This window comes from Pseudomonas sp. KU26590 (genome assembly GCF_026153515.1).
Classification (GTDB): Bacteria; Pseudomonadota; Gammaproteobacteria; order Pseudomonadales; family Pseudomonadaceae; genus Aquipseudomonas.
This window is the reverse complement of sequence record NZ_CP110644.1, coordinates 446,301-469,599: the sequence shown is the minus strand read 5'-3', so window position 1 is coordinate 469,599 and position 23,299 is coordinate 446,301. Positions and strand designations below refer to the sequence as shown.

Genomic DNA, 23,299 nt, shown 5'->3' with positions numbered 1-23,299 from the left:
ACAGATATTGCGCACGCTCGGATTGATCATCCGCTACCACCCCCGTGTAGGAGCGCGCTTGCCCGCGAAATGGTCGGTACAGCCGATATATCTCTAGCGTCCGTGCCTCAGCCATCGCGGGCAAGCGCGCTCCTACAGAGGCCGTCGTTAGGCATCAAGCGCTCCTGCAATTATCACGGCGCGACGCCGAGATCATTTGTCTTCACTTCCTCTCAACCAGCCCCGGCAACTGCGCCACCAGCTTCTGGCTGTTCAGCGGCGCGCGGATGAAGCCGCGCTGCGTGCCGTCGGGACCGAGGAGGGCGAGGTTACCGCTGTGGTCGACCGTGTAGTTCGGCTTGCTGGTGTCCGCCGGGATGTACGGGATGCTCACGGCATTCGCCAACTTCTGCAGCGTATCGACTGGCGCCGCCAGACCGACGAACTGCTTGTCGAAATAACCCAGGTATTGCTTGAGCTGTTGCGGGGTGTCGCGATCGGGGTCGACGCTGACCAGCACGATGCGCAGTTTTTCGACGACGTCCTTAGGCAACTCGCTTTTAATCTGACGTAGCTGGGCGAGGGTGGTCGGGCAGATGTCCGGGCAGAAGGTGTAGCCGAAGAATAGCACCGTCCATTTGCCCTTCAATTGGCTCAATGAAACGGATTGGCCGTCCTGATCGGTGAGCGAGAGATCCGGCACGTTGCGGCTCTGCGGGAGAAGGATAATCCCTGCGTCGATAAGGGCTGTCTGGTCGCCTTGATCCGGTCCGGACAGCACACGGTAAACGGTCAGGCCAAGCACCAGCGCCACGATGGCCATAAAGATGAAAACGGTTTTCTGGGTTCGGGTCATGAGTTCAGCCCATAAGTGGTCCACGAGCGCGCGATTATGCACATAACCATGAAGCTGTTATGACAATTACGTCTTAGCGTCATTTGTGGGCAAGCTAAGGTATGGACTTCCCTATAATGACCGCTTGGTTTCACTGCCTATGGAGCATCCATGAACACCGCCGCATTGCGCGAGCAGATCACCCGAGCTCAGGAACACGAAAACCAATCCGGGCAGCTATCGCGCCAGTTGGAGTCGCAACTTCCTCATCTGCACCCTTCCATTCACCTGCCTGACGTAGACGCGCGAGGCGTGCTGACGCGATTCGTCGTTGCCTACATCGGTCAGGTGCCGGACCTGCTGGACGCCGCCCACGACGTCGCGTTGCAGGCGGGCATTGAAAGCCAGATCAGGCCGGTCCTCAGAATCGCCGAGCAATTCTTCAGCGCGCCGCCCGCCATCATGGCGGGCCACGAAGGGCTCGACGGGCTGTTGGATGAGGCGTATCTGGCCCACCGTCTGGTAGAAGAAGTGAATGATCTGTACATCAAGCATTTCGGCCAACCGCTGATACCGATGAACACCACCGTGGCCAGTGTCATCGCCCACCAACTGATCGGCGAATCGTTCGCCAACCAGCTGGATGAAGTGGTGCATCACGCTATCGACGAAATGCTCAACGACGAAAGCTTCTCCCTGGAGTCGGTGGAAGCCTACCGCGATCGCCTCGCCAGCCCGGACACCGATGCGGCCTGGAAACGCTGGCCCAGCCTGTCACGTCAGCTGGGCGTGGGTCTGGAGCTGGAATGCGGGAAAGACTGATCCCGCACGCCCCCTCACGCGGACCTTAATGCAGCGCTGCGCCTCCGATCGACGTGCGGATCCTTCCCTCCACGCGACGCTTGAGCAGCCGTTGCTCCAACAGTAAACGCGAGCCCTGTGCGGCATTGGCCCGACCCCATTCCTCCAGCAACTCCAGGCAGGAATGGTCGATATACCTCAGATTGCCCAACGGCACATGCAGCGTGGTGCCGGGCGGCACGGTTTCCAGTGTCTGCGTCAGGGCCGGCACTTTGAGGAACGTAGCCGAACCATTGAGGCGCAGCTCCATTTCACCCTCGGCCGGCAGGTCGACCAGATTGATCTTCAACCGCGATGCATTCAGCGCCAGCTTCACCAGGGTCAGGCCAAAGCCGATCAACACACCCGTCAGCAGGTCCGTCAGGACAATCGCGCTGGCGGTCGCGCCATAGATGAACATCGGCATGCGGCCGTAGCGTCCCAGCCCCTTGAGCGCCTGAATGTTCACCAGCTTCACGCCGGTGTAGACCAGCACGCCGGCGAGGCTCGCCACAGGAATGCTCTGCAGCACGCTCGACAGCAACAGCACGAACGCCAGCAGCCACAGCCCGTGGAACATCGCCGACAGTCGCGTCTTTGCACCCGCCTGCACGTTGGCCGAACTGCGCACGATCACGCCGGTCATCGGCAACGCGCCAACCAGACCGCACAACATGTTGCCTACGCCCTGGGCGCTGAGCTCTTTGTCGAAGTCCGAACGCGGGCCGTCGTGCATCCGATCCACCGCCGCTGCCGACAACAGGGTTTCGGCGCTGGCAATGAAGGCCACGGCAATCGCCGCGATCAGGATGGCAGGATCCGCCAGGTTCAGCAGGTCTGCGGGGCGCAGCCAGTCGATGGCCTCAGCAAGGTTGGCCGGAACCTCGACGCGCTTGACCTGCAAGCTCATCACCAGGCTCACCACCGTTGCGATGCCGACGCCGAGCAATGCGCCCGGCACAAACCGCAGCGCATGGGGCCGACGCTTTTCCCACAGCCACATCACGGCGATGGTGCCCAGCCCGAGAAGACCGGCCTGCATGGCGCTGCCCATCCCCATCGCACTGACAACGGTCTGCGGGAACGCCACCAGATTATCCAGCCCGGAAGGCTTGGGCCCGCTGTCGAACATGACGTGGACCTGGGAAAGCACGATCAGCACACCAATGCCCGCGAGCATGCCGTACACCACCGCCGGCGCCGTGACGCGAAACCAGCAACCGAGCTTCAAGCGACCGGCCAGCAATTGCAGCGCCCCGGCGAGCAGCAAAATCGGCCCGAGCATGGCCATGCCATGTTCACGGACCAGCTCGAACACCAGCACCGCCAGACCTGCCGCCGGGCCGCTGACCTGTAGCGGCGAACCGGCCAGCCAGCCCACCACCAGACCGCCAATGATGCCGGTGATCAAACCTTTGGACGGCGGCATGCCGGAAGCGATGGCAATGCCCATGCACAGCGGCAGGGCCACCAGAAAAACCACCACGGAAGCCAGCAGCTCCCGTGGTAACAACGCTTTCAGATCAGTAGTAGCCATGACGACTCTCCGGAATTCAGACGTGACAACGCCCGGCGGCACGCGCTATGCGCGGCCGCTACGAGCTTGTATGAGGGTGGAAGCGTCAGGGCCGACGCCGCTGCGCTCAGGCGCAGCGGGTCAGCCGGCGATCAATATCGCCCGCGGGGGATCGACGCCATGGGCACCGGATGGTCGCCATCCAGCGGCAGGAAGCAATCCTGCTCGGCATCGTAAGCGCGGATTTCGCTGGTTTCGATGTCGTAGACCCAGCCATGGATGAACAACTGACCACTGGCCAGCTTGGACGCCACGGAAGGGTGCGTGCGCAGATGTTGCAGCTGTGCGATGACGTTTTCTTCAGTGAGCACGTGCATGGTTTCGTGCTCACTGCTGCAGCTGCAGTTGTCCTGCACAACGGTCTTGGCGACCTCGGCGTGACGCAGCCAGGCTTTGACCGTCGGCATTTTTTCGAGGGTGTCGGGGTTGAGAACGGCGCGCATGGCCCCGCAATCAGAGTGGCCACACACGATGATGTGCTGCACGCCCAAGGCCAGGACGGCGTATTCAATAGCGGTCGAAACGCCGCCATTCATAGGGCCATAAGGCGGGACGACGTTACCCACGTTACGGGTGACGAACAGGTCGCCTGGCGAGCTTTGGGTGATGAGTTCCGGGACGATGCGCGAGTCGGCGCAGGTGATGAACATGGCCCGGGGATGTTGGGCGGTGGCGAGTTTCTTGAACAGTTCTTCCTGCTGAGGGAAGACGTCATGGCGGAATTGCTTGAAGCCATCAACGATCTGCTTCAGCGCCATTTCGGCAGTTTCCACCTGGGGCGTTACGCCTGTCGTCGCAGCCTGAGGCTGCTTATCCTGGTCACTCATGTTTCATCCTCTCTGACGGATTTAAGTGGATTTTCCGGCGAATCCTGTGGATGACCCACTTTTTTCTGGTCTTCTTGCGTAACTTTTCTTACAAGACCAATCGGTCACTTCCGACTCACCTTAACGGCGCAAACTTAATTGAAACTGAATGCGTGGCTCTAGATCGCGGGTCTTGCGTTAGAAAATCTAAACCGCAAGCTCGCGCCGAAAGCTGTAGGAGCGCGCTTGCCCGCGAACGCTTGCTGTCTGTTGCCATTTTTTATACTGAAAGACCGCAATCGCGGGCAAGCGCGCTCCTACAAGGACAACGCGTCTCACGCCGCAAGATCAGCAATCTCGCGCTGTAAGACGCCACCCGAGTCACAACAGCGACATCTGACCGCCATGCGGGCAAAACGCGCTGCAGTCCAGCTGAAAACTCTCCCGCCGGTTCAAGCCGTGCTTCTTGATGGCGAGGCTGTAACGCTGCGCCAGCAGTTCTGCAAATACTCCCTCGCCGCGCATTCGCGAGCCAAAGCGGCTGTCGTACACCTCACCGCCGCGGCTCTGCCTTACCAGGCTCATCACATGCTCGGCCCTCTGCGGATAATGCGCCTGGAGCCACTCTTCGAACAACGGGGCAACCTCCAGCGGCAGACGGAGCATCACATAGCTCGCACTCAATGCGCCGGCTGCCTTGGCCTCGGCCATCAGCTTCTCCAGCTCCATGTCATTGATCATCGGAATCATCGGCGCCAGCAAAACGCCCACCGGCACACCGGCATCGCGCAAGACCCGGATTGCCCGTAGCCTGGCCTTGGGCGCGGCAGCCCGGGGTTCAAGGATGCGCTTGAGCTCATCGTCCAGCGTCGTGAGGCTGATGAACACCGACACCAGCCGCAACTTCGCCAGCTCGGCCAGCAGATCCAGATCCCGGAGAATCAGCGAGCCCTTGGTGATGATCGTCACCGGATGGCGATAGCGCAGCAGCACTTGCAGCGTCGCCCGGCTCAATTTGTATTCGCGCTCGATGGGCTGATAGGGATCAGTGTTCGCGCCCAGGGTGATCGGCGCGACGCTGTAGCCTGGCTTGGACAACTGCTGCTCCAACAGGGCAGCAGCATTGGTTTTGGCGATCAGTCTGGTTTCGAAGTCCAGCCCGGGCGACATGTCCCAATAAGCGTGGCTTGGTCTGGCGTAGCAATAAATACAGCCGTGCTCGCATCCGCGGTACGGATTGATCGAGCGGTCGAAAGGAATATCCGGCGACGAGTTGCGCGCGATGATGCTCTTGGCGGTTTCCAGCGTGACCGTGGTGCCCTGGGTCAGCGGCACTTCCTGGTACCAGCCGTCGTCCTCGGCCACGGATCGGTTGGGCGCAAAGCGGTTATGCGGATTGGTCGCGGTGCCGCGCCCACGCGGGGGCAACTGAATGGGCATGACGGCTCCTTGGTAACTGGTTATGCATACAGTATCGCGAAACGCACATGCCCTTTACGTCAAAACCCGGAAAAACATCCCGCCGCCGATCAACGGCTTTCACTAACTTTTGACACGCGCCTCACAGCGCCTTGACCCTGCACAGCGAAAACTTGCCCCATCGATAAACAGCTGATTTCCACGGTACGTTTTCCATGCGCCTTCGCCCGCTCGCTGCCCAACTCCTCCTGCTGCTGGCCGTTTCATCTGCCTCTCTCGCTCAGGCCGAGAATGTTTCACCGGTGCAATCGTCACGCCCGGCGCAGTGGGCGCAACTCATCGACCCCCACTACAACCTCTACCAGATCACGCCGACGCTTTACCGCAGTCGCCAGCCGGACGCTGCAGCGCAGCCGCTTCTGCAGCAGCTTGGCGTGCACACAGTGATCAACTTCCTCAAGGAAAGTGATAGCAAATGGCTGTCCGACACCTCCGTGGCGCAGGTGCAGATTCCGCTGCAGGTGGTGCACATCGACGACGCCGATGTGATTGAAAGCCTTCGGGCTATCCAGACCGCCCAGCAAAACGGGCCGGTGCTGATCCACTGCAAGCACGGCCTGGACCGGACCGGCCTGGTGGCAGCGATGTACCGCATCGTTGCCCAGGGCTGGAGCAAACAGGCAGCGCTGGATGAGATGGAACATGGCGGGTATGGCGACGAAGACAGCCTCAAGCGCGGGATTGCCTACATCAACACTGTCGATTTGGCGGCGCTGAAGTCAGCAATGGACAGCGGTGCGTGCAGCACTAGCGTGTTTGCCCTTTGTGCGATCAAAGGCTTGTCGCGCAAAGCAGGCATGATCAATTAGCGCTATGCATGAGCACCGTTGGCAACCCACGGTATCTAACAGCGCTCATCAACTTTGCATCTTGCAATACAACTGAACAGCGTGAGGTTTGCAATCACGCAAAACATAACTATTACTCAGCACATGCCAATAACGGCATGGAGCCATCCAACGTTTACCAGAAACACCCTATCGAAAAGGATTTCGACAATGACATTCAATTACCCGGCGTGTGCGCTGGCGACGCTCTTTAGCCTCGGCACGCTCAACGCCTACGCGACGACGCTCGATTCGCGAGATAAACCCTTCAATGAATACAGTTGGGTCACCTCCCACAATTCCTATGAAAAGATCAATCAAAACCTGAAGGAAATGCCGGCCCAGCTCAATGATGGCGTCCGGGGTTTCATGCTTGATCTTTATGTCGAAGCTTCAAACCCTCGCCCTGAAGAACGTATCAAAGTGTGCCATAAGCAAATAGCCTGCTATGGATCGTTATCCACTCACTTGAAAAAAGAATTTCTGCCTTTCCTGCAAAGCAATCCCCGTGAGGTTGTGACGCTGTTCCTTGAAACCTACGTCAAGCGGGAACACCTTCAGGAGGTATTCAATACCTTGCCAGAGCTGGCGAGTGTTTCATTCGACCCGGCAAACTTCGCTGCGGATCGGTGGCCGACGCTCAACCAGATGGCAGCACGAAATAACCGCCTGATCCTGTTCACAGACAAACGCGAGGTCGCAGGCGACTACTGGGTCCAGGGCAGAAAGATCACGGTTATGTTTGATCAGGATTGGATTGTGCAGAACAAGTGGGACACTCTGGGGAACATTGCCAGCAGCATTGAAAGCACACACGACTGGTCTTGCCCCACGCGCTGGGGCAGTTTACCCCTCAACACTGAGAAGGTTGCCGGCTCGACGGGCAAGCAATGGAAACGGCTGTTCCTGATGAACCAGTTTCACCCGGGCACTTCCACTGTCTTCGACTCAGCCAGCTACGACAACAACCTGACTTACCTCAAGCGCCGCGAAGACAACTGTGCTGTTACACCCAACTACGTTGGCATCAACAACTACAAGAGCGGCGAAACCCAGCGATATACGGCTGCGCTCAACAATGGCGGGATCTTCCTGCATGAAGGCCGAAATGCGACCCGGTCTCAAGACATTGTCTGCGTGATTCCTGCGCGTCCCGGGGTGGTTAATCGCAAGGACAACGGCTGTGAAAATGATGAGGCGAGGTCGATGTCTTTATCGGGTGTTGCCAGCGGAACTCGTCTTCAGTTGTTCGACAGTGGCAGCGGCAGTACTCAGGACGATCACATCACCATCGATGTGAAACGCAACATTGGAATTCGCGAGCGTGTGGTCATCCCGAGTTTCGAGTCCGACGCGAGCAACAGCGATTACCAGGCCGTTTATAACCACAACAACGGGCTTGATGGCAAGACGTCGCGCATTGTCATCAGCCGGACACCCACCGACTTTTCCGATGCATCGGTGGCGTTCTACGAGGGCACCCATGCCAGTCAGAACCTGGATTGCGTGATTCCTTTCAGCTCCAGTTACAACATGAAGATGAAGAGCAACAGCTTTGGCTGCTCCAACGATGAAATCCAGTCTGCCAGAATCATCAAGGCCAAAGCGGGCACGTCTTTCACGCTCACGGGCCATCCCCAAGGTGATTTCAACGAGGGGCGGACGACTGTGGAGGTTCTGCGCGACATTACCCTTCCCGTCGTCATCCCGAGCTTCAACAGCAGCTATTCAAACAGCGACGTTAAAGTGACGAATTACACCAAGGCCATCGGTGGCAAAATCTCTTTCGGTTATATCGGCGGCGCACGGTAATCCACAAACGCTATAAAAAAGGGATACCCACGACGGGTATCCCTTTTTTTATCCAAGATCACGTCAACTCGGATCAACCGGTTTCTTCAGCTTCGGATTCGGGAAAAACTGCACGCCCTGGACCTTGGGATCAGCCGGCTTCACCACAGGCTTGTTCACCCGTGTGCCGAGTTCTTTGGGGATCGATTGCCCCTGCGCATTGAGGGTGTCGGAATAACCGCAGTGCACGCATTCACGGTGCGGCACGTCGTCTTCGTTCCACATCATCAACTTATCAGGCTCGCTGCACGCCGGGCAGACGGCCCCGGCGATGAAGCGTTTCTTGGTAATCACCTGCGGTGTTTCGGTCATGCTGCCGCTTCCTCACTCAACCCCGAATGGCGCAAGAGTGCGTCAATCGACGGCTCGCGTCCGCGGAAGTCGACGAACAGCACCATCGGTGCCTGGGACCCGCCGCGCGCCAGAATGGCCTCACGGAACGCCCGGCCCGTCTGCTCGTTGAACACACCTTCTTCCTCGAACTTCGAGAACGCATCGGCGGACAGCACTTCGGCCCACTTGTAGCTGTAGTAGCCCGCCGCATAACCGCCGGCAAAGATGTGGGCGAAGCTGTTCGGGAAGCGGTTGTACGCCGGCGGACGCATCACCGACACCTCGTCACGCACGCCTTCGAGCACTTGCAGCGTGGTGCGGCCGTCCCCATGGGTGGCGTGCAGTTCAAAGTCGAACAGCGAAAATTCCAGCTGGCGGACCATCATCAGGCCGGACTGGAAGTTCTTCGCCGCCAGCATTTTCTCCAGGAGGTCCTGAGGCAGCGGCTCACCGGTTTCGTAATGGCCGGAAATCAGGGCCAGGCCTTCGGGCTCCCAGCACCAGTTTTCCATGAACTGACTTGGCAGCTCGACCGCATCCCAAGCCACGCCATTGATGCCTGACGCGCCCGCGTGTTCGACGCGGGTCAGCAGGTGGTGCAGGCCGTGGCCGAATTCATGGAACAGAGTGGTGACTTCATCGTGGGTGAGCAGCGCGGGCTTGCCGCTGACCGCCGGGGTGAAGTTACAGACCAGGTTGGCGACCGGGCTTTGCAATGTGCCTTCAGCGGTGCGACGACGATCGCGGGCGCCGTCCATCCAGGCGCCGCCACGCTTGTTGGCGCGAGCGTAGAGATCAAAGAAGAAGCGGCCGACGTGCTGGCCGTTTTCCTTGATTTCGAACAGGCGAACGTCCGGGTGCCAAGTATCGAAGCCCTTCTGCTCGGCGATTTCGATGCCGTACAGTTTTTGTACGATCGCGAACAGGCCGGTCAGCACTTTGTCGACCGGGAAGTAGGCGCGCAGGGCTTCCTGGGAAACGCTGTAGCGTTGTTCGCGCAGCTTCTCGCCATAGAAACCGCTGTCCCAGCTTTGCAGGTCCGGGCAGCCTTGTTCGGCGGCATAGGCTTTCAACTGCTGCAGATCCTGAACGGCAAACGGCTTGCTGCGCTTGGCCAGATCACGGAGGAAGCTGAGAACGTGATCGCTGGACTCGGCCATTTTGGTAGCCAGGCTCAGCTCGGAGAAGCTGGCGAAACCCAGCAGTTTGGCCAGTTCCTGACGCAGATCGAGAATCTGTTCCATGATCGGGCCGTTGTCGTTCTTGCCAGCGTTCGGACCCTGGTCAGACGCGCGGGTGCAATACGCCGCGTAGACCTCTTCACGCAGCGCGCGGTCTTCGGCATAGGTCATCACGGCGTAGTAGCTCGGGAACTCGAGCGTAATCAGGTAGCCTTCCAGGTCTTTCGCCTGGGCAGCGGCCGCCATCTGCGCCTTGGCCGAATCGGTCAGGCCGGCGAGGGCGGCCTCATCTGTGACGTGCTTGCTCCAGGCTTGGGTCGCGTCAAGCAACTGGTTGGAGAACTGACTGCCCAGTTCGGACAGCTTGCTCTGCACTTCGGCGTAGCGTTTTTGCTGGTCCGGCGGCAGGTCGATGCCCGACAAACGGAAGTCGCGCAGCGATTGCTCAAGAATGGTCTTCTGTGCGACGTCGAAATTCACTGCTTCCGAGCTATTGGCCAGGGCTTCGAAGGCCTGGAACAGCTCACGGTTCTGGCCCATCTCGGTCGAGTAGGCGCTCAGTGCTGGCAGGCAAGACTCATAGGCTTCGCGCAGTTCCGCGCTATTGCATACGGCGTTCAGGTGACTGACCGGGCTCCAGGCGGCGCCCAGGCGATCATTGAGTTCGTCCATCGCCAGCACCAGGCCAGCCCATGTAGGCTGCGAACCTTGTTTGGTGAGTATGTCGGCAATCGCGAAGCGGTTGTCGGCGAGAATCTGTTCGATGGCAGGTTTTACATGCTCGGCGCGAATCGCCGAGAAAGGTGGCAGGTCGTAGGATTGCAACAGAGGGTTGTTCGCGCTCACGGTTTGGCACCTTGGCTAAAAGAAACACCCACGCATCTTAATTAGAATCGGCGCCGACCGCAGCTATCGGCGCCAGAGAAGGAGCCTATCGTGGCCATTCGCACGTTCCAGAACCACACCCCAACCCTTGGCGAGCGGGCGTTTGTCGATCATTCGGCGGTTGTGATCGGCGATGTCGAAATCGGCGCCGACAGTTCGGTCTGGCCGCTGACGGTCATTCGGGGCGACATGCACCGCATCCGCATCGGCGCGCGGACCAGCGTGCAGGACGGCAGTGTGCTGCACATCACCCACGCCGGGCCGTTCAACCCCGACGGTTTTCCGCTGTTGATCGGCGATGAGGTCACTATCGGCCACAAGGTCATGCTGCACGGCTGCGCCGTCGGCAATCGCATTCTGATCGGCATGGGCACCACGATCATGGACGGCGCGGTGGTGGAGGACGAGGTGATCATCGGCGCGGGCAGTCTGGTCCCGCCCGGCAAGCGCCTGGAGAGCGGGTTTCTCTACGTCGGGCGTCCGGTGAAGCAGATGCGCCCGCTGACCGAAAAAGAGATCGCCTTCTTCCCCTACAGCGCGACCAATTACGTGAAGCTGAAAGACCAGCACCTGGCCGAAGGCTTCGACAAACCCTGCTGAGAGCACACATGCATTACCAGAATATCCTGTTCGACCTGGACGGCACCCTGACCGACCCGCGCGAAGGCATCACCCGTTCCATCCAGTTTGCCTTGAGCAAGCTGGGCATCGACGAACCCGACATCACCCGGCTCGAGCACTTCATCGGGCCGCCGCTGCTGCAGCAATTCATGCGCGCCTACGACTTCGACGAAGCGAAGGCCTGGGAAGCGGTGGGCTTTTACCGGGAGCGCTTCAAGGTCACGGGCCTTTACGAGAATCTGGTGTTCGACGGGATTTTCGAACTGCTGGACATGCTCTCGGATCAGGGCCGCACGCTGTTCATCGCGACCTCTAAACCCTGGGTGTTCGCCCATGAAATCGCCCGGCATTTCGACTTCGCGCGCCATTTCAAACTGATCTATGGCAGCGAGCTGGACGGCACCCGCACTGACAAGGTCGAGCTGATCCGGCACTTGCTGCATGAAGAGCAACTCGATCCGAAACAGACGCTGATGATTGGCGACCGCAAACACGACCTGATCGGCGGCAAGCGCAACGGGTTGGACGTGGCGGCGGTGGGGTACGGATTCGGCAGCCGCGAGGAGTTGCAGGCCGAGGCGCCGACGTATCATTTTGATTCAGTGAGCGCGCTGCAGCGGGCGTTTCTCAAAAGCTGAGAGCACTCAATCTGTAGGAACGATCACAACAGTGCCGACATCAGGTGGATTTTTGGGCCAGCCGCTCCAGCACCGCCTTGCGTTCGTCCTTAGGCAATCCGCCCAGCTTTTCCACCGCCGAATAGAACGCGGGCCAATCGCCGTTCACCTGCCTGAACAGCGCTTCAAACGCCGGCACCCACTGATCGTACAAACCAATGGGCAGCAGGCGTGCGTTGTTCATCGGTGAATACACCCAGCCGTCGAAACGCTTGTCGCCGCCCCACTGGCTGTCGCGCAACTGCCGATACTCGCTGCGAAAACGTTCGAACTCAGCCGCCTTGCGTTCGCGCATGACCTGCGGACTCAGCGGCTCGGCGTACAACGCCTTTAGCCGCTCGCGGGTGTCGAGGGCCAGCTGGGTAAGTTGATCGCGTCGCCGCGCTTCCGAAGACCCACCTTCGGCAGGCAGACCACGCGCCGTGCGCCACTGACGTGTGCCTTCCTGCTCCACAAAGCTGGCGTAGGACTCGTTGAACTCGCTGTCGTCCTTCACGTAAAACCGCTGGTGCGCCAGCTCGTGGAAGATCAGCGTGGCCAGTCGCTCATCGCCCCAGTTCATCATCGAGCTGATGATCGGGTCATCGAACCAGCCGAGCGTCGAATACGCCTCCACGCCGCTGACATACACGTCCTTGCCCGCAAGCTTCTGCACAGCCGCGTCCCCGCGGGCGGCGCCCTGGGTGTAATAGCCGCGGTAGGCCACGCACCCGGCGATGGGGAAGCAATGGGTGACAGGATCCAGGGAAAATTCGCCCGTCGCGAAGACGTTCCAGACGACAAACGGGCGATGGATGTCGGCATAAAGGCGGTAGCTGCGGTTATCCGGCAAATGCAGATGCTCGGTCGCAAACGCACGGGCCTGTTGCGATTTGAGCAGATGATCCCGCAGCTTGGGGTCGCGATTCGGGTCGGCGATGACGTCGGCGACCGGCTCGCGCGCACGCAACAGGGCCAATTGGCCGCTGGCCAGTTGCGAGTAATAGGAAAGGCTGGAACAGCCGCTGAGGAGTAAAGTCGCCAGCATCGGCAGGCTACGTTGCAGCCAGGCCTTTTTCGATCGAATCATGCAGCAGCCTTAGCGTCGATATTCATGAAGTCCACACATCAGCGTTATGCCGGACAGCCCGTCTCTGACGCAACCCCCATCGCCATTTGCCCACCTGCGGAGTTCGTCATGCGCTTGCTTCTGACCATCGTTGCCCTGAGTCTTCTGGGCGGTTGCGCGGGGCCGCTGCCTGCGGTTGATCCCCAACAGGCATGGGTTGACCTGCATACCTTCACCGGCAAAACCCTGATGGCCGACAAGCTCGACGGCGTGCGCACCTACGACGGTCGCTTCTTCCAGGTGACGCCCGGCAAACACACCCTCGAAGTGCGTTATGACTACGACTACGCGCCCGGCGCGATGGGTTTATCGATGGACATCTACAACGAGCGAACCTGCTACGTGACGATCAACTACGACCGCTTCGAGGCCGGCCACCGCTATCGTCTGGATGTGCGCAATATCACCAACAGCATCGACGCACAGTTGCGGGACGAGCAACGCAACGTGCTCGCGGAGGAGGGGGATATCTTCTGTATCCCGTGAGGCTTCTGTATCCCGTGACGCATGATCGCAACGTCAGCGCGCGCGAGCTCGCTCACCCAAGGCTCATTGAAAACTTCAGCTCACGCCCGGACTAGCGGCCGTTATTCTGGTAGATGATTTTTTTTGTGTCGTTTTCGCAAGTACCGACGACCATGCTCTGATCGGTGACATCTTTATTGGCCACGATCTCCAACGTATATGAGCTGACGCTCTGAGACTGAATCTTCGTTTCGATTTCAGCTTTAAGCTCTTCACATGGCTTGGGCGCAGCGAAGGCACTGGTGGTCAGCGCCCCGAGAATCAGGATTGCGGCGATACGTTTCATGTTCGACTCCTTCGACACCGTGCGATACGCATCGGCCTTGCATGTGACCGTGGGGGCGCACGCCGGTTCTCACGCGTCCATAACGAAGATGGCCCGCAATTGCGGGCCATCAAGCGCAGCAGTGACGCTAAATCAGCTCAGCAGTGTGGCATCGAGCGTGATCTTGGCGTTCAGCAGCTTCGAAACCGGGCAGCCTTCTTTGGCCATACCGGTCAGTTTCTCGAATTGCTCTTGGGTCGCGCCCGGCACTTTGGCCTTGAGGATGAGGTGCACAGCGCTGATTTCAAAGCCACCTTCGACCTGATCAAGGGTCACTTCAGCGTGGGTATCGATGCTCTCAGCGGTCAGATTTTCCCCACCGAGGATCATCGACAGCGCCATGGAGAAGCAGCCGGCATGTGCCGCGCCGATCAGTTCTTCCGGGTTGGTGCCCTTGCCGCCTTCAAAACGGGCCTTGAAGCCGTACGGCGCTTCGCGCAGCACGCCAGTTTCAGTAGAGATGCTGCCGATACCCGACTTCAGGTCACCTTCCCAGTGGGCGGATGCTTTCTTGACGATGCTCATGGTGTCTCCTCATGAAAAAGTGCGATTTCGCTCGCACGCGGACCAAAGTTCTGAGGAGTGTAGGCGGGACTTAGTTCAACGCTTATGCCGCATGTGCTTTTTGCGGACGGGCGCAACGTTAAATCCGACCAAATTAGTAGGAAATTTCGCATTGCCCATTGCAACTCAGAAATCCGGCCTTATCCTATGGCTTAACGCAAATATTTAGTCTTAATGCCGGTTTGCTCGCGTGATGTCCCCGACGGATGCGCCGATTCAAGCCTCAAGAGGATCAACAACGGCCTATGAAACGATTAGCTGATGTGAAGATTTCCACCCTCGATCTGGTGCCCGTCCGCGAAGACAAAGGCCCGGCGGAATCACTGCGTAATGCGCTGGATCTGGCGCAACACGTCGAGAAATGGGGCTACAACCGTTTCTGGGTGGCCGAGCACCACAACATGGACGGCATCGCCAGTTCGGCGACCTCTGTTCTGTTGGCGTATCTGGCCGGTGGTACATCGACCATCAGGGTCGGGTCGGGCGGAATCATGCTGCCCAACCACGCACCGTTGGTGATCGCCGAGCAGTTCGGCACGCTTGAAAGCTTGTTCCCGGGCCGTATCGATCTGGGCCTCGGCCGCGCGCCGGGTTCCGATCAGATGACCGCTCGCGCCCTGCGTCGCGAACGCTCCGGCAGCTCCGATGACTTCCCGGATGACGTGACTGAACTGGTCAACTACCTCGGGCCGCGTCAGCCTCATCAGCGAGTTCTCGCTGTGCCCGGCACCAATACCAATGTGCCAATCTGGCTGCTGGGTTCGAGCCTGTTCAGTGCCCAGCTGGCCGGTGAGCGGGGCCTGCCGTATGCATTCGCATCGCACTTTGCGCCGCGTTTCATGCACGAAGCGATTCGCGTCTACCGCAGCCACTTCAAGCCTTCCGAGGTCCTTGACAAGCCCTACGTGATGCTCGGCGTCCCGCTGGCCGCCGCAGAGACCGACGAGCAAGCCGAGTACCTGGTGACGTCGGTGTATCAACGTATCTTGAGCCTGATGCGTGGGCAGAGCCTGATGCAGAAGCCGCCCGTCGAGAGCATGAATGGATTGTGGCTGCCCCATGAGCGTGACGCTGTGATGGATTTCCTGGGACTGGCGGTCGTCGGTGGACCGGAGAAGATTCGCGCGAAGCTGGACGTGCTGCTTGAGCAGACCGACGCGGATGAGCTGATCTTCACCTGCGACATGTACGAACACGCCGATCGCCTGCGCTCTTACGAGATCCTGGCGCAAGCCGCGAGGGGCTGATTCGGGTTACGCGCAGAAACTAGCCCGCCACAAACAAAAAAACCGACGCCAGATGCGTCGGTTTTTTTGTATCAGCGGGCCGGAATCAGCCGCGCTTGTAAACGATTTCCATGCTGCCGCCTTCGCAGGTGCCGACGACTTTGCCGTCTGCCGAGCTGCCTTTTTCAACAGCTTCCAGCGTGTAGGAGGAAACGCCCTTGGCTTTAATTTTCGCGTCGATGTCGGCTTTCACGTCATCGCACGATTTGCCAGCGGCCATGGTAGTGCCCGCAATGCTCAACAAGCCTATCGCCAACAGAACTTTTTTCATCGGTACATCCCCTCGTCAGGCGCAATTTTAGGATCAACGAGGCCGCTCCAGTCGGGCGGCCTGACTACATGAACCTGCGTCATGAACCTTGGTGGGAGTCACGACTGCGCGGTATGTATAGCGAAGGTTGTGGCACTCGGCCACTCCAAAAGTTCAGCGACTCAGCTGTTGTCGATGCGGAAACCAACCTTGATGGTCACCTGGAAGTGGCCGACTTTACCGTCTTCGATGTGGCCGCGAGTTTCCAGCACTTCGAACCATTCCATCAGTTTCACGGACTTGGCAGCCTGGGCAATCGCGTTCTGAATTGCGTCGTCGGTGCCCACGGTCGATGACCCGACCAGCTCCAGCATTTTGTAGGTGTGATGATCAGACATGGCAGTTCTCCTGAAAGGTGTTGCGCGGTGGCAGCGCCGCATTGATTGTGTTCACTATCTCTGTGCCGAAATGCGGCCTAAAAGTTCAGAAGAAACGGTACTTCGCATCACGCACTGCACTTTCTCGAAACCCTGTAGTCGGAAACAACACACGCCACTCATCACAGCAGGAGAGTCAAACCATGGCATTCACGTCATCCCGTAAAGCGTCGTTGCAAAGCATGGAAGCCGAGATCGAGAGTCTGCTCAAGTCGCTGGAAGGCTTGAAGTCCGACGCTTCCGACGAGTCGCGCAAGACCCTGAAAAACCTTAAAGCCAACGCTGAAAGCGCGCTGAGCCACTCGCGCAGCCTGTTGAGCGATGTCTACGAAGACGTCAAAGTCAAAACCCGCGAAACCAGCGTTGCGACCCGTGATTACGCCCAAGAGCACCCTTGGACCACCGCAGGCGTCGCTGTTGGCGCAATCGGCCTGCTGGCCGCTTATCTGCTGTGCAAGCGCGGCTGATCAAGCCCGCCCCGATCGCTCGAGTTCCTGCTTGAGCCATCGAGCCAGGTGCTGAGCGCGTCCATCTGCGGCGCGCTTTGGCACCCACAACGCGAGCTGCGCCGGGGTTTCACTGAAGCCCCATGGCGCAGCCAGGCGTCCGGCTTTCAAGTCGTCAGCCACCAACGGCTCCGGCGCGATTGCCACGCCCAGGCCTGCGACGGCCGCCTCCAGTAAATAGTACAAATGCTCGAAATCCTGTCCGTAGCTCAGTGCCTCGGGTTCGATGCCGTTTTGCGTTGCCCATGCTGGCCAGGCTTGCAGGCGAGATGTGGTCTGCAGCAAGGGCTCGCCCAGCAGGGCCTGGACGGGGGCGTGCCGCAGCGCCTCGAACCGCGCGAATCGAGGACTCATCACCGGACCTATACGCTCGCTGGCAAGCTCGAAGACCTGCATGTCCGAGGGCCAGGGCGGTTCGGCGAATATCAGCAGCGCGTCCAGCCCGGGCCGTCGCGGATCAAGGTCTCCTTCTCCCGCAGATAAGTGAAGCCGCAGGTCGGGAAGGTCCGCGTTCAACCGCCCCAGCCGCGGAATGAACCAGCGTGCCAGCAAGCTTCCGGAACAACCCAGTACGAACGGCGCATCTGCGCTGCCTTGGCTAAGCTCGGAACAGACGGTGCGCAGACGATCAAACGCTTCAGCGCTCGCATCGCGCAGACGAATCCCTGCATCTGTGAGTTTCAGGCCACGTCCGTCCTTGATGAAGAGGCCAACGCCCAAGTGCTCTTCAAGCACTTTCAGCTGACGGCTGACGGCACCATGGGTAACGTGCAACTGCGTGGCCGCCAGGCTGACACTGTTAAGTCGGGCAGTGGCTTCAAATGCACGCAATGCGTTGAGGGGCGGAAGGTATCGGCTCATGAGATAGGTGAGTTTTCCTGACAGGTTGCGCCGATCTTATCGGTTTTCATCGTCGCTGGCGCTGGTTAGAGTGTGCTCACTGCCTGACGGCTCATCCTATTCGCATCCCCGGAGGTCCACATGACCCAGACACAGACTCAGAGTGATTACAGCAGCGGCCCGGACGACCGTGGCATGTTCGGCGGGTTCGGCGGCCGTTATGTCGCTGAAACGCTGATGCCGCTGATTCTTGATCTGAACCGCGAGTATGAAATCGCCAAGACAGACCCTTCATTCCTGAACGATATCGCCTACTTCCAGCGCGATTACGTGGGCCGTCCAAACCCGCTTTATTTCGCTGAGCGCCTGACCGAGTACTGTGGCGGCGCGAAGATTTACCTAAAACGCGAAGAGCTCAACCATACGGGCGCGCATAAGATCAACAACTGCATCGGCCAGATCCTGCTGGCGCGGCGCATGGGCAAAAAGCGCATCATCGCCGAGACCGGTGCCGGCATGCACGGCGTTGCAACGGCCACGGTCGCCGCGCGCTTCGGGCTGGAATGCGTCATCTACATGGGCACCACTGACATCGAACGTCAGCAGGCCAACGTATTTCGCATGAAGCTGCTGGGCGCCACGATCATTCCAGTGGTCTCCGGCACCGGCACGCTGAAAGACGCCATGAATGAGGCGCTGCGTGACTGGGTCACCAATGTCGAAAGCACCTTCTATCTGATCGGCACCGTCGCCGGCCCGCATCCTTACCCGGCGATGGTCCGCGATTTCCAGGCCGTCATCGGCAAGGAAACACGTGTACAGATGCAAGAGCACGAAGGGCGTCTGCCGGACAGTCTGGTGGCGTGCGTTGGCGGTGGCTCCAATGCCATGGGCCTGTTTTACCCGTTTCTGGATGACAAGAGCGTGCGCATCATCGGTGTGGAAGCTGCGGGTCACGGCATCGAAACCGGCAAGCATGCCGCCAGCCTGAATGGCGGCGTTCCGGGCGTGCTGCATGGCAACCGTACCTTCCTGCTGCAGGACGACGATGGCCAGATCACCGACGCCCACTCGATTTCAGCCGGCCTCGATTATCCAGGCATTGGTCCTGAGCACGCCTGGTTGCACGACGTTGGCCGGGTCGAATACACCTCGGTCACTGATGATGAAGCGCTGGCTGCCTTCCACAGATGCTGCCGCCTTGAAGGCATCATCCCGGCGCTGGAAACCGCTCACGCCCTGGCTGAAGTCTTCAAACGCGCTCCAAACCTGCCGAAGGATCACCTGATGGTGGTCAACCTGTCCGGTCGTGGCGACAAGGACATGCAAACCGTGATGCACCACCTGGATATGTCCCAGCAGGAGAAACACTGATGAGCCGCCTGCAAACACGTTTCGCCGAACTGAAAGAACAAAATCGCGCCGCCCTGGTGACCTTCGTCACCGCAGGCGACCCGGGCTATGACATCTCACTGGCTATTCTCAAGGGATTGCCGAAGGCGGGTGCCGATGTGATCGAACTGGGCATGCCGTTCACTGACCCGATGGCCGACGGCCCGGTGATTCAGCTGGCCAACATTCGCGCACTCAACGCCAAGCAAAACCTCGCGAAAACGCTGCAGATGGTTCGTGAGTTCCGCGAAGAAGACAGCACAACGCCGCTGGTGCTGATGGGTTACTACAACCCGATCCACAATTACGGGATTGAGCGCTTCATCTCTGAAGCTCATGCCTCGGGCGTTGACGGCCTGATTGTTGTGGACCTGCCGCCGGAGCATAACGCCGAGCTGTGCGACCCAGCGCAGGAAGCCGGCCTGGACTTCATTCGCCTGACCACGCCGACCACCGATGACGTTCGTTTGCCTACGGTGCTTAACGGCAGCTCCGGGTTCGTTTACTACGTATCCGTAGCAGGCGTGACGGGTGCAGGCTCGGCAACGATTGATCACGTCAAGAATGCAGTGCAACGCCTTCGCCGCCATACCGATCTGCCGATCAGTGTCGGCTTCGGGATTCGCACGGCTGAACAAGCAGCAGCCATCGCCCGCGTGGCCGATGGTGTCGTCGTCGGCTCGGCATTGATTGATCAGATCGCCAGCGCGTCTTCGCCAGAACACGCGGTCAGCGGTGTGCTGGGATTGTGTGCGCAGTTATCGGAAGGCGTGCGTAAAGCTCGCGTAGCCGAAGGTAAAGTTTCTGATACAGAGGAATCTCAGTCCCTGGCAGCACACTAAGCCGTACAGCGAAGGGGTTCAGGACCACGTCCTGAACCCCTTTTTGCTGCCCGAATTTGCTCAGGAGCGCGCTACATGAAAGTCTCGAATCGTTTGATCGCCGGGTTGGGCGTGTTGATGCTCAGCGCCAGCGCGCTGGTTCAGGCTGCACCGCCGGATCAACGCGGCGGCGATGACAACGGCCCGGGCCAGCATCAGGACAACGGCCAGCAAGGCGGTCCGCAGGGCGATCGCGGCAATGGCAACGGGAATAACAACGGCAACGACCATCGCAACGAACCGCGCGCCGACAACCGTGGCAATAATCAACGTGGCGGGCGTCCTCCTGCCGACTTCGGCGACGTGCGCCGGACCATTACTGAACACCGGGAAGTCATCGGTCGCGGTCAGCCGCTGCCCCCTGGCGTCCACATCGTCAAAGGCCACCCGCTGCCACGCGGTTATGGCCGTCGACTGGACCAACGCTCGCTGCAATACCTGCCGCAATACGATGGCTACGAATGGCGCCGCCTGGGCCCGGACGTTGTGCTGATCGCAATCGGCAGCGGGATTGTTTATGAAATCCTGGATGGCGTGCTGAACTAAGGGATTTCAAAAATGGCGTCCATCCAAGCGTTGTGAGACGGACGCCACATTTGTAGGAGCGCGCTTGCCCGAGAAATGCAGTCGCCCTGACAGATAAGTGTCTGCTGGCAAACCGCATTCGCGGGCAAGCGCGCTCCTACAAGTTCCCAATGCCAACTGCTAAACCGCAATCGACGGCAGCGCCTTGCCCGTCAACAAATCCCCGCTCAACGCCTGCTCACTTCTTAACCAGTCCACGAATCGCTGCACGATCTGCACGCGCCGTTTGCGTTGCGGCAGGACGATGTAATAGCCGTATCCGGAGACGGCGCTGGCTTCGATAGGGCGGCACAACAAACCCTGCTCCAGCAAATCATCCACCAGATGTCGCCAGCCGATGGCCACACCCTGGCCGCCAATCGCCGCCTGAATCATCAATGTGTAGTTGTCGAACCTCAACTGCCCCGGCGCGGGTGCCTGAGGGATATTCAGGGCGCGGAACACACCGCCCCAGTCAAACCAGTTGTTGCCGCCTTCGCCGCGAAGGTGCAGCAGCGCGAAGTCTTTCAACGCTTCGGTGGGCAAGGGCAGGTCGCGCCCCTTCAGCAATTGTGGGCTGCAGACCGGGAACACTTCCTCGCTGAATAACCAGTGGCTTTCTCCCTGCTTGAATCGCCCGTCACCGAACAACACGGCCACATCGATATCCGCACGCAGCATGCTGTGACTACGCTCGCTGGTGACCAGGCTGACGTCGACGTCGGGGTTTTCCTTGTGGAAACGGTGCAGGCGCGGCATCAGCCAATAGGCGGCGAAGGCGAAGTCGGTCGCCACTTGCAGCACCTCATGTTGATGATGCTCGGTGATTGCGCTCAGGCCGGCGTCCATCGACTCCAGCCCGGTCTGTACGTGATTGAAGAGAATCAACCCGGCGTCCGTCAGTTCGATGCCGCGATAGATGCGATCAAACAGCCGAGTCGCCAGTTGCTCTTCCAGTCGCTTGATTTGCTGGCTGATGGCCGGTTGAGTGGTGCCGAGCTCAATGGCCGCTGCGGTAAAACTGCGCAAACGTGCTGCGGCCTCAAAACCGCGCAGCAAATCCAGCGAAATGGCACCAAGGGCTTCAAACATAAGCTGCACTTATCCTAGGCATTGCCCGTCATGGACTTTACCGCGAATGGCATGGGCACCATCCTCGGTCGGAGCACTTTCGCATAAATAATGACTATGGGATGCCGCGAATACATGAAGCGCAAAAACATTCTTTTCATCATGGCCGATCAGATGGCCGCGCCCATGTTGCCGATGTACGCCACTTCTCCCATCAAGATGCCTAACTTGAGTCGCCTCGCCGCCGAAGGCGTGGTGTTCGACGCCGCTTATTGCAACAGCCCGCTGTGTGCACCGTCGCGCTTCACCCTGGTCAGCGGTCAGTTGCCGAGCAAGATCGGCGCTTATGACAACGCTGCTGATTTCCCCGCCGATGTGCCGACTTACGCCCACTACCTGCGTCGTCTTGGCTATCGCACGGCACTGGCCGGCAAGATGCATTTCTGCGGCCCCGATCAATTGCACGGCTACGAAGAGCGCCTGACCAGCGACATCTACCCGGCCGACTACGGCTGGGCCGTGAACTGGGACGAACCGGACGTGCGCCCGACCTGGTACCACAACATGGCCTCGGTGCTGCAAGCCGGACCGTGCGTGCGCACCAACCAGCTCGATTTCGACGAAGAAGTGGTGTTCAAGGCTCAGCAGTATCTGTTCGATCATGTGCGCGAAGACGGCGATCAGCCGTTTTGCCTGACGGTGTCGATGACCCATCCCCACGATCCTTACACCATTCCCAAGTCTTACTGGAATCTGTACAGCGAAGACGAAATCCCGATGCCCGACGCGCCGCTGGCCCAGGCCGAACTGGACCCGCATTCCCAGCGCCTGCTGAAGGTCTATGACCTGTGGGACAAGCCGCTGCCGGAGCAAAAGATTCGCGATGCGCGCCGCGCCTATTTCGGCGCCTGCAGCTACATTGATGACAACGTCGGCAAGCTGCTGAAAACCCTAGAGGAAACCGGCCTGGCTGACGACACGATCATTGTGTTCTCCGGCGACCATGGCGACATGCTGGGTGAGCGCGGGCTCTGGTACAAAATGCACTGGTTCGAGATGTCGGCGCGGGTGCCGCTGCTGGTCTACGCTCCGGGGCAGTTCAAGGCCGGGCGCGTGCAGGCCGCGGTGTCCACCGCTGACTTGTTGCCGACTTTTGTGGCGTTGGCGGACGGTCAGCTGGATGCCGGTTTGCCGCTCGATGGCCGTTCACTGTTGCCGCATCTGCAAGGTGAGGGCGGTCACGACGAGGTGTTTGGCGAATACATGGCCGAGGGCACCAACAGTCCGCTGATGATGATTCGTCGCGGCGCGTACAAATTCATTTATTCGGAACGCGACCCCTGTCTGCTGTATGACGTGCGCAACGATCCGAAGGAGCAGGAAGAGCTGAGTCAGTCAGAGGCTCATAGCGACCTGTTCGCTGCCTTCCTGGCCGAAGCAAAGGCCAAGTGGGACATTCCGGCGATACACCACCAGGTGCTCGCCAGCCAGCGCCGTCGGCGTTTCGTCGCCGAGTCGCTGGCCATTGGCAAGCTGAAGAGTTGGGATCACCAGCCGCTGGTCGACGCCAGTCAGCAGTACATGCGCAACCATATCGATCTCGACGACCTGGAGCGCAAGGCCCGTTATCCGCAACCTTGAACCCTGCCAACACCTAGAA

The 23,299-nt window shown here is 59.5% G+C and carries 25 protein-coding genes; 12 read left to right on the top strand and 13 right to left on the bottom strand.

Annotated features, from left to right (window positions below; translation table 11 throughout):
• Positions 1–202: 202 nt before the first annotated feature.
• On the bottom strand, positions 203–835 hold the full coding sequence (locus OKW98_RS02185; protein ID WP_265387793.1) for an SCO family protein: 633 nt from the start codon (positions 833–835) through the stop codon (positions 203–205).
• A gap of 150 nt (positions 836–985) precedes the next feature.
• Between OKW98_RS02185 and OKW98_RS02180 the strand changes: the two genes are divergently transcribed.
• The gene (locus OKW98_RS02180; RefSeq protein WP_265387792.1) at positions 986–1,636 is read left to right on the top strand and encodes a hypothetical protein; all 651 of its coding nucleotides are present in this window, start codon (positions 986–988) and stop codon (positions 1,634–1,636) included.
• Positions 1,637–1,661: 25 nt separating this feature from the next.
• Here OKW98_RS02180 and OKW98_RS02175 read toward each other — a convergent pair whose 3' ends face one another.
• The 3 genes from OKW98_RS02175 to OKW98_RS02165 form a co-directional block, all read right to left on the bottom strand.
• Positions 1,662–3,191 (bottom strand): SulP family inorganic anion transporter, encoded by a 1,530-nt coding sequence (locus OKW98_RS02175; RefSeq protein WP_265387791.1) that lies wholly within the window; start codon positions 3,189–3,191, stop codon positions 1,662–1,664.
• Positions 3,192–3,322: 131 nt separating this feature from the next.
• A complete protein-coding gene (locus tag OKW98_RS02170; RefSeq protein ID WP_416148409.1) occupies positions 3,323–3,988 on the bottom strand; it encodes a carbonic anhydrase in 666 nt (221 codons plus the stop codon).
• 429 nt (positions 3,989–4,417) lie between these two features.
• Positions 4,418–5,476 (bottom strand): PA0069 family radical SAM protein, encoded by a 1,059-nt coding sequence (locus OKW98_RS02165; protein ID WP_265387789.1) that lies wholly within the window; start codon positions 5,474–5,476, stop codon positions 4,418–4,420.
• Between the two features lie 194 nt (positions 5,477–5,670).
• On the opposite strand from OKW98_RS02165, the gene OKW98_RS02160 reads away from it, so the two are divergent.
• Positions 5,671–6,324 (top strand): dual specificity protein phosphatase family protein, encoded by a 654-nt coding sequence (locus OKW98_RS02160; RefSeq protein ID WP_265387788.1) that lies wholly within the window; start codon positions 5,671–5,673, stop codon positions 6,322–6,324.
• Between the two features lie 189 nt (positions 6,325–6,513).
• Complete coding sequence (locus OKW98_RS02155) at positions 6,514–8,154, top strand: hypothetical protein (protein WP_265387787.1); 1,641 nt, start codon at positions 6,514–6,516, stop codon at positions 8,152–8,154.
• A gap of 63 nt (positions 8,155–8,217) precedes the next feature.
• Here the strand turns inward: OKW98_RS02155 and OKW98_RS02150 are convergent, their stop codons facing one another.
• Entirely contained in the window at positions 8,218–8,505 is a 288-nt protein-coding gene (locus OKW98_RS02150) for a YheV family putative zinc ribbon protein (protein ID WP_265387786.1), read from the bottom strand.
• Positions 8,502–10,553, bottom strand: a complete 2,052-nt coding sequence (prlC, locus tag OKW98_RS02145) for an oligopeptidase A (protein WP_265387785.1) — start codon at positions 10,551–10,553, stop codon at positions 8,502–8,504. The genes OKW98_RS02150 and prlC overlap by 4 nt, the downstream gene beginning before the upstream one ends.
• 90 nt (positions 10,554–10,643) lie before the next feature.
• Here prlC and OKW98_RS02140 point away from each other — a divergent pair, with 90 nt between their 5' ends.
• Together OKW98_RS02140 and OKW98_RS02135 are read left to right on the top strand one after the other, a co-directional pair.
• The gene (locus OKW98_RS02140) at positions 10,644–11,192 is read left to right on the top strand and encodes a gamma carbonic anhydrase family protein (protein ID WP_265387784.1); all 549 of its coding nucleotides are present in this window, start codon (positions 10,644–10,646) and stop codon (positions 11,190–11,192) included.
• Between the two features lie 8 nt (positions 11,193–11,200).
• A complete protein-coding gene (locus tag OKW98_RS02135; RefSeq protein ID WP_265387783.1) occupies positions 11,201–11,851 on the top strand; it encodes an HAD family hydrolase in 651 nt (216 codons plus the stop codon).
• 40 nt (positions 11,852–11,891) lie between these two features.
• On the opposite strand, the gene OKW98_RS02130 is transcribed toward OKW98_RS02135, so the two are convergent.
• On the bottom strand, positions 11,892–12,959 hold the full coding sequence (locus tag OKW98_RS02130; RefSeq protein WP_265387782.1) for an aminopeptidase: 1,068 nt from the start codon (positions 12,957–12,959) through the stop codon (positions 11,892–11,894).
• A 108-nt stretch (positions 12,960–13,067) separates the two neighbouring features.
• Between OKW98_RS02130 and OKW98_RS02125 the strand changes: the two genes are divergently transcribed.
• Entirely contained in the window at positions 13,068–13,484 is a 417-nt protein-coding gene (locus OKW98_RS02125) for a hypothetical protein (RefSeq protein WP_265387781.1), read from the top strand.
• A gap of 91 nt (positions 13,485–13,575) precedes the next feature.
• Here the strand turns inward: OKW98_RS02125 and OKW98_RS02120 are convergent, their stop codons facing one another.
• Both OKW98_RS02120 and OKW98_RS02115 read right to left on the bottom strand, forming a co-directional pair.
• Positions 13,576–13,809, bottom strand: coding sequence for a DUF1161 domain-containing protein (locus OKW98_RS02120; protein WP_265387780.1), 234 nt, complete (start codon positions 13,807–13,809; stop codon positions 13,576–13,578).
• Between the two features lie 132 nt (positions 13,810–13,941).
• Positions 13,942–14,373 carry an OsmC family protein gene (locus OKW98_RS02115; protein ID WP_237250246.1) on the bottom strand — a complete coding sequence of 144 codons (432 nt, stop codon included), beginning with the start codon at positions 14,371–14,373 and terminating at the stop codon, positions 13,942–13,944.
• 284 nt (positions 14,374–14,657) lie between these two features.
• On the opposite strand from OKW98_RS02115, the gene OKW98_RS02110 reads away from it, so the two are divergent.
• Complete coding sequence (locus OKW98_RS02110) at positions 14,658–15,659, top strand: LLM class flavin-dependent oxidoreductase (RefSeq protein ID WP_108121270.1); 1,002 nt, start codon at positions 14,658–14,660, stop codon at positions 15,657–15,659.
• Between the two features lie 85 nt (positions 15,660–15,744).
• Here the strand turns inward: OKW98_RS02110 and OKW98_RS02105 are convergent, their stop codons facing one another.
• Together OKW98_RS02105 and OKW98_RS02100 are read right to left on the bottom strand one after the other, a co-directional pair.
• Positions 15,745–15,969, bottom strand: coding sequence for a DUF1161 domain-containing protein (locus OKW98_RS02105; RefSeq protein WP_122623653.1), 225 nt, complete (start codon positions 15,967–15,969; stop codon positions 15,745–15,747).
• A gap of 161 nt (positions 15,970–16,130) precedes the next feature.
• On the bottom strand, positions 16,131–16,346 hold the full coding sequence (locus OKW98_RS02100) for a dodecin (protein WP_074886200.1): 216 nt from the start codon (positions 16,344–16,346) through the stop codon (positions 16,131–16,133).
• 182 nt (positions 16,347–16,528) lie between these two features.
• Here OKW98_RS02100 and OKW98_RS02095 point away from each other — a divergent pair, with 182 nt between their 5' ends.
• On the top strand, positions 16,529–16,852 hold the full coding sequence (locus tag OKW98_RS02095; protein ID WP_037017008.1) for a DUF883 family protein: 324 nt from the start codon (positions 16,529–16,531) through the stop codon (positions 16,850–16,852).
• Here OKW98_RS02095 and OKW98_RS02090 read toward each other — a convergent pair whose 3' ends face one another.
• Complete coding sequence (locus OKW98_RS02090; protein ID WP_265387779.1) at positions 16,853–17,752, bottom strand: LysR family transcriptional regulator; 900 nt, start codon at positions 17,750–17,752, stop codon at positions 16,853–16,855.
• Between the two features lie 120 nt (positions 17,753–17,872).
• Between OKW98_RS02090 and trpB the strand changes: the two genes are divergently transcribed.
• From trpB to OKW98_RS02075, 3 genes are all read left to right on the top strand, one after another.
• The gene (gene trpB, locus OKW98_RS02085) at positions 17,873–19,105 is read left to right on the top strand and encodes a tryptophan synthase subunit beta (protein ID WP_265387778.1); all 1,233 of its coding nucleotides are present in this window, start codon (positions 17,873–17,875) and stop codon (positions 19,103–19,105) included.
• Entirely contained in the window at positions 19,105–19,965 is an 861-nt protein-coding gene (gene trpA, locus OKW98_RS02080; RefSeq protein WP_265387777.1) for a tryptophan synthase subunit alpha, read from the top strand. The genes trpB and trpA overlap by 1 nt, the downstream gene beginning before the upstream one ends.
• A gap of 75 nt (positions 19,966–20,040) precedes the next feature.
• A complete protein-coding gene (locus OKW98_RS02075; protein WP_265387776.1) occupies positions 20,041–20,550 on the top strand; it encodes an anti-virulence regulator CigR family protein in 510 nt (169 codons plus the stop codon).
• A 159-nt stretch (positions 20,551–20,709) separates the two neighbouring features.
• Here OKW98_RS02075 and OKW98_RS02070 read toward each other — a convergent pair whose 3' ends face one another.
• Positions 20,710–21,660, bottom strand: a complete 951-nt coding sequence (locus OKW98_RS02070; RefSeq protein WP_265387775.1) for a choline sulfate utilization transcriptional regulator — start codon at positions 21,658–21,660, stop codon at positions 20,710–20,712.
• Between the two features lie 114 nt (positions 21,661–21,774).
• Here OKW98_RS02070 and betC point away from each other — a divergent pair, with 114 nt between their 5' ends.
• A complete protein-coding gene (gene betC, locus OKW98_RS02065) occupies positions 21,775–23,280 on the top strand; it encodes a choline-sulfatase (RefSeq protein ID WP_265387774.1) in 1,506 nt (501 codons plus the stop codon).
• The last annotated feature ends 19 nt before the right edge of the window (positions 23,281–23,299 follow it).

Bases quoted from the DNA above. Each gene is read 5' to 3' on its own strand.
- OKW98_RS02185 (WP_265387793.1), bottom strand. From the start codon at position 835: ATGACCCGAACCCAGAAAACCGTTTTCATCTTTATGGCCATCGTGGCG.
- OKW98_RS02180 (WP_265387792.1), top strand. From the start codon at position 986: ATGAACACCGCCGCATTGCGCGAGCAGATCACCCGAGCTCAGGAACAC.
- OKW98_RS02175 (WP_265387791.1), bottom strand. From the start codon at position 3,191: ATGGCTACTACTGATCTGAAAGCGTTGTTACCACGGGAGCTGCTGGCT.
- OKW98_RS02170 (WP_416148409.1), bottom strand. From the start codon at position 3,988: ATGGCGCTGAAGCAGATCGTTGATGGCTTCAAGCAATTCCGCCATGAC.
- OKW98_RS02165 (WP_265387789.1), bottom strand. From the start codon at position 5,476: ATGCCCATTCAGTTGCCCCCGCGTGGGCGCGGCACCGCGACCAATCCG.
- OKW98_RS02160 (WP_265387788.1), top strand. From the start codon at position 5,671: ATGCGCCTTCGCCCGCTCGCTGCCCAACTCCTCCTGCTGCTGGCCGTT.
- OKW98_RS02155 (WP_265387787.1), top strand. From the start codon at position 6,514: ATGACATTCAATTACCCGGCGTGTGCGCTGGCGACGCTCTTTAGCCTC.
- OKW98_RS02150 (WP_265387786.1), bottom strand. From the start codon at position 8,505: ATGACCGAAACACCGCAGGTGATTACCAAGAAACGCTTCATCGCCGGG.
- OKW98_RS02135 (WP_265387783.1), top strand. From the start codon at position 11,201: ATGCATTACCAGAATATCCTGTTCGACCTGGACGGCACCCTGACCGAC.
- OKW98_RS02130 (WP_265387782.1), bottom strand. From the start codon at position 12,959: ATGATTCGATCGAAAAAGGCCTGGCTGCAACGTAGCCTGCCGATGCTG.
- OKW98_RS02125 (WP_265387781.1), top strand. From the start codon at position 13,068: ATGCGCTTGCTTCTGACCATCGTTGCCCTGAGTCTTCTGGGCGGTTGC.
- OKW98_RS02120 (WP_265387780.1), bottom strand. From the start codon at position 13,809: ATGAAACGTATCGCCGCAATCCTGATTCTCGGGGCGCTGACCACCAGT.
- OKW98_RS02115 (WP_237250246.1), bottom strand. From the start codon at position 14,373: ATGAGCATCGTCAAGAAAGCATCCGCCCACTGGGAAGGTGACCTGAAG.
- OKW98_RS02110 (WP_108121270.1), top strand. From the start codon at position 14,658: ATGAAACGATTAGCTGATGTGAAGATTTCCACCCTCGATCTGGTGCCC.
- OKW98_RS02105 (WP_122623653.1), bottom strand. From the start codon at position 15,969: ATGAAAAAAGTTCTGTTGGCGATAGGCTTGTTGAGCATTGCGGGCACT.
- OKW98_RS02100 (WP_074886200.1), bottom strand. From the start codon at position 16,346: ATGTCTGATCATCACACCTACAAAATGCTGGAGCTGGTCGGGTCATCG.
- OKW98_RS02095 (WP_037017008.1), top strand. From the start codon at position 16,529: ATGGCATTCACGTCATCCCGTAAAGCGTCGTTGCAAAGCATGGAAGCC.
- OKW98_RS02090 (WP_265387779.1), bottom strand. From the start codon at position 17,752: ATGAGCCGATACCTTCCGCCCCTCAACGCATTGCGTGCATTTGAAGCC.
- trpB (WP_265387778.1), top strand. From the start codon at position 17,873: ATGACCCAGACACAGACTCAGAGTGATTACAGCAGCGGCCCGGACGAC.
- trpA (WP_265387777.1), top strand. From the start codon at position 19,105: ATGAGCCGCCTGCAAACACGTTTCGCCGAACTGAAAGAACAAAATCGC.
- OKW98_RS02075 (WP_265387776.1), top strand. From the start codon at position 20,041: ATGAAAGTCTCGAATCGTTTGATCGCCGGGTTGGGCGTGTTGATGCTC.
- OKW98_RS02070 (WP_265387775.1), bottom strand. From the start codon at position 21,660: ATGTTTGAAGCCCTTGGTGCCATTTCGCTGGATTTGCTGCGCGGTTTT.
- betC (WP_265387774.1), top strand. From the start codon at position 21,775: ATGAAGCGCAAAAACATTCTTTTCATCATGGCCGATCAGATGGCCGCG.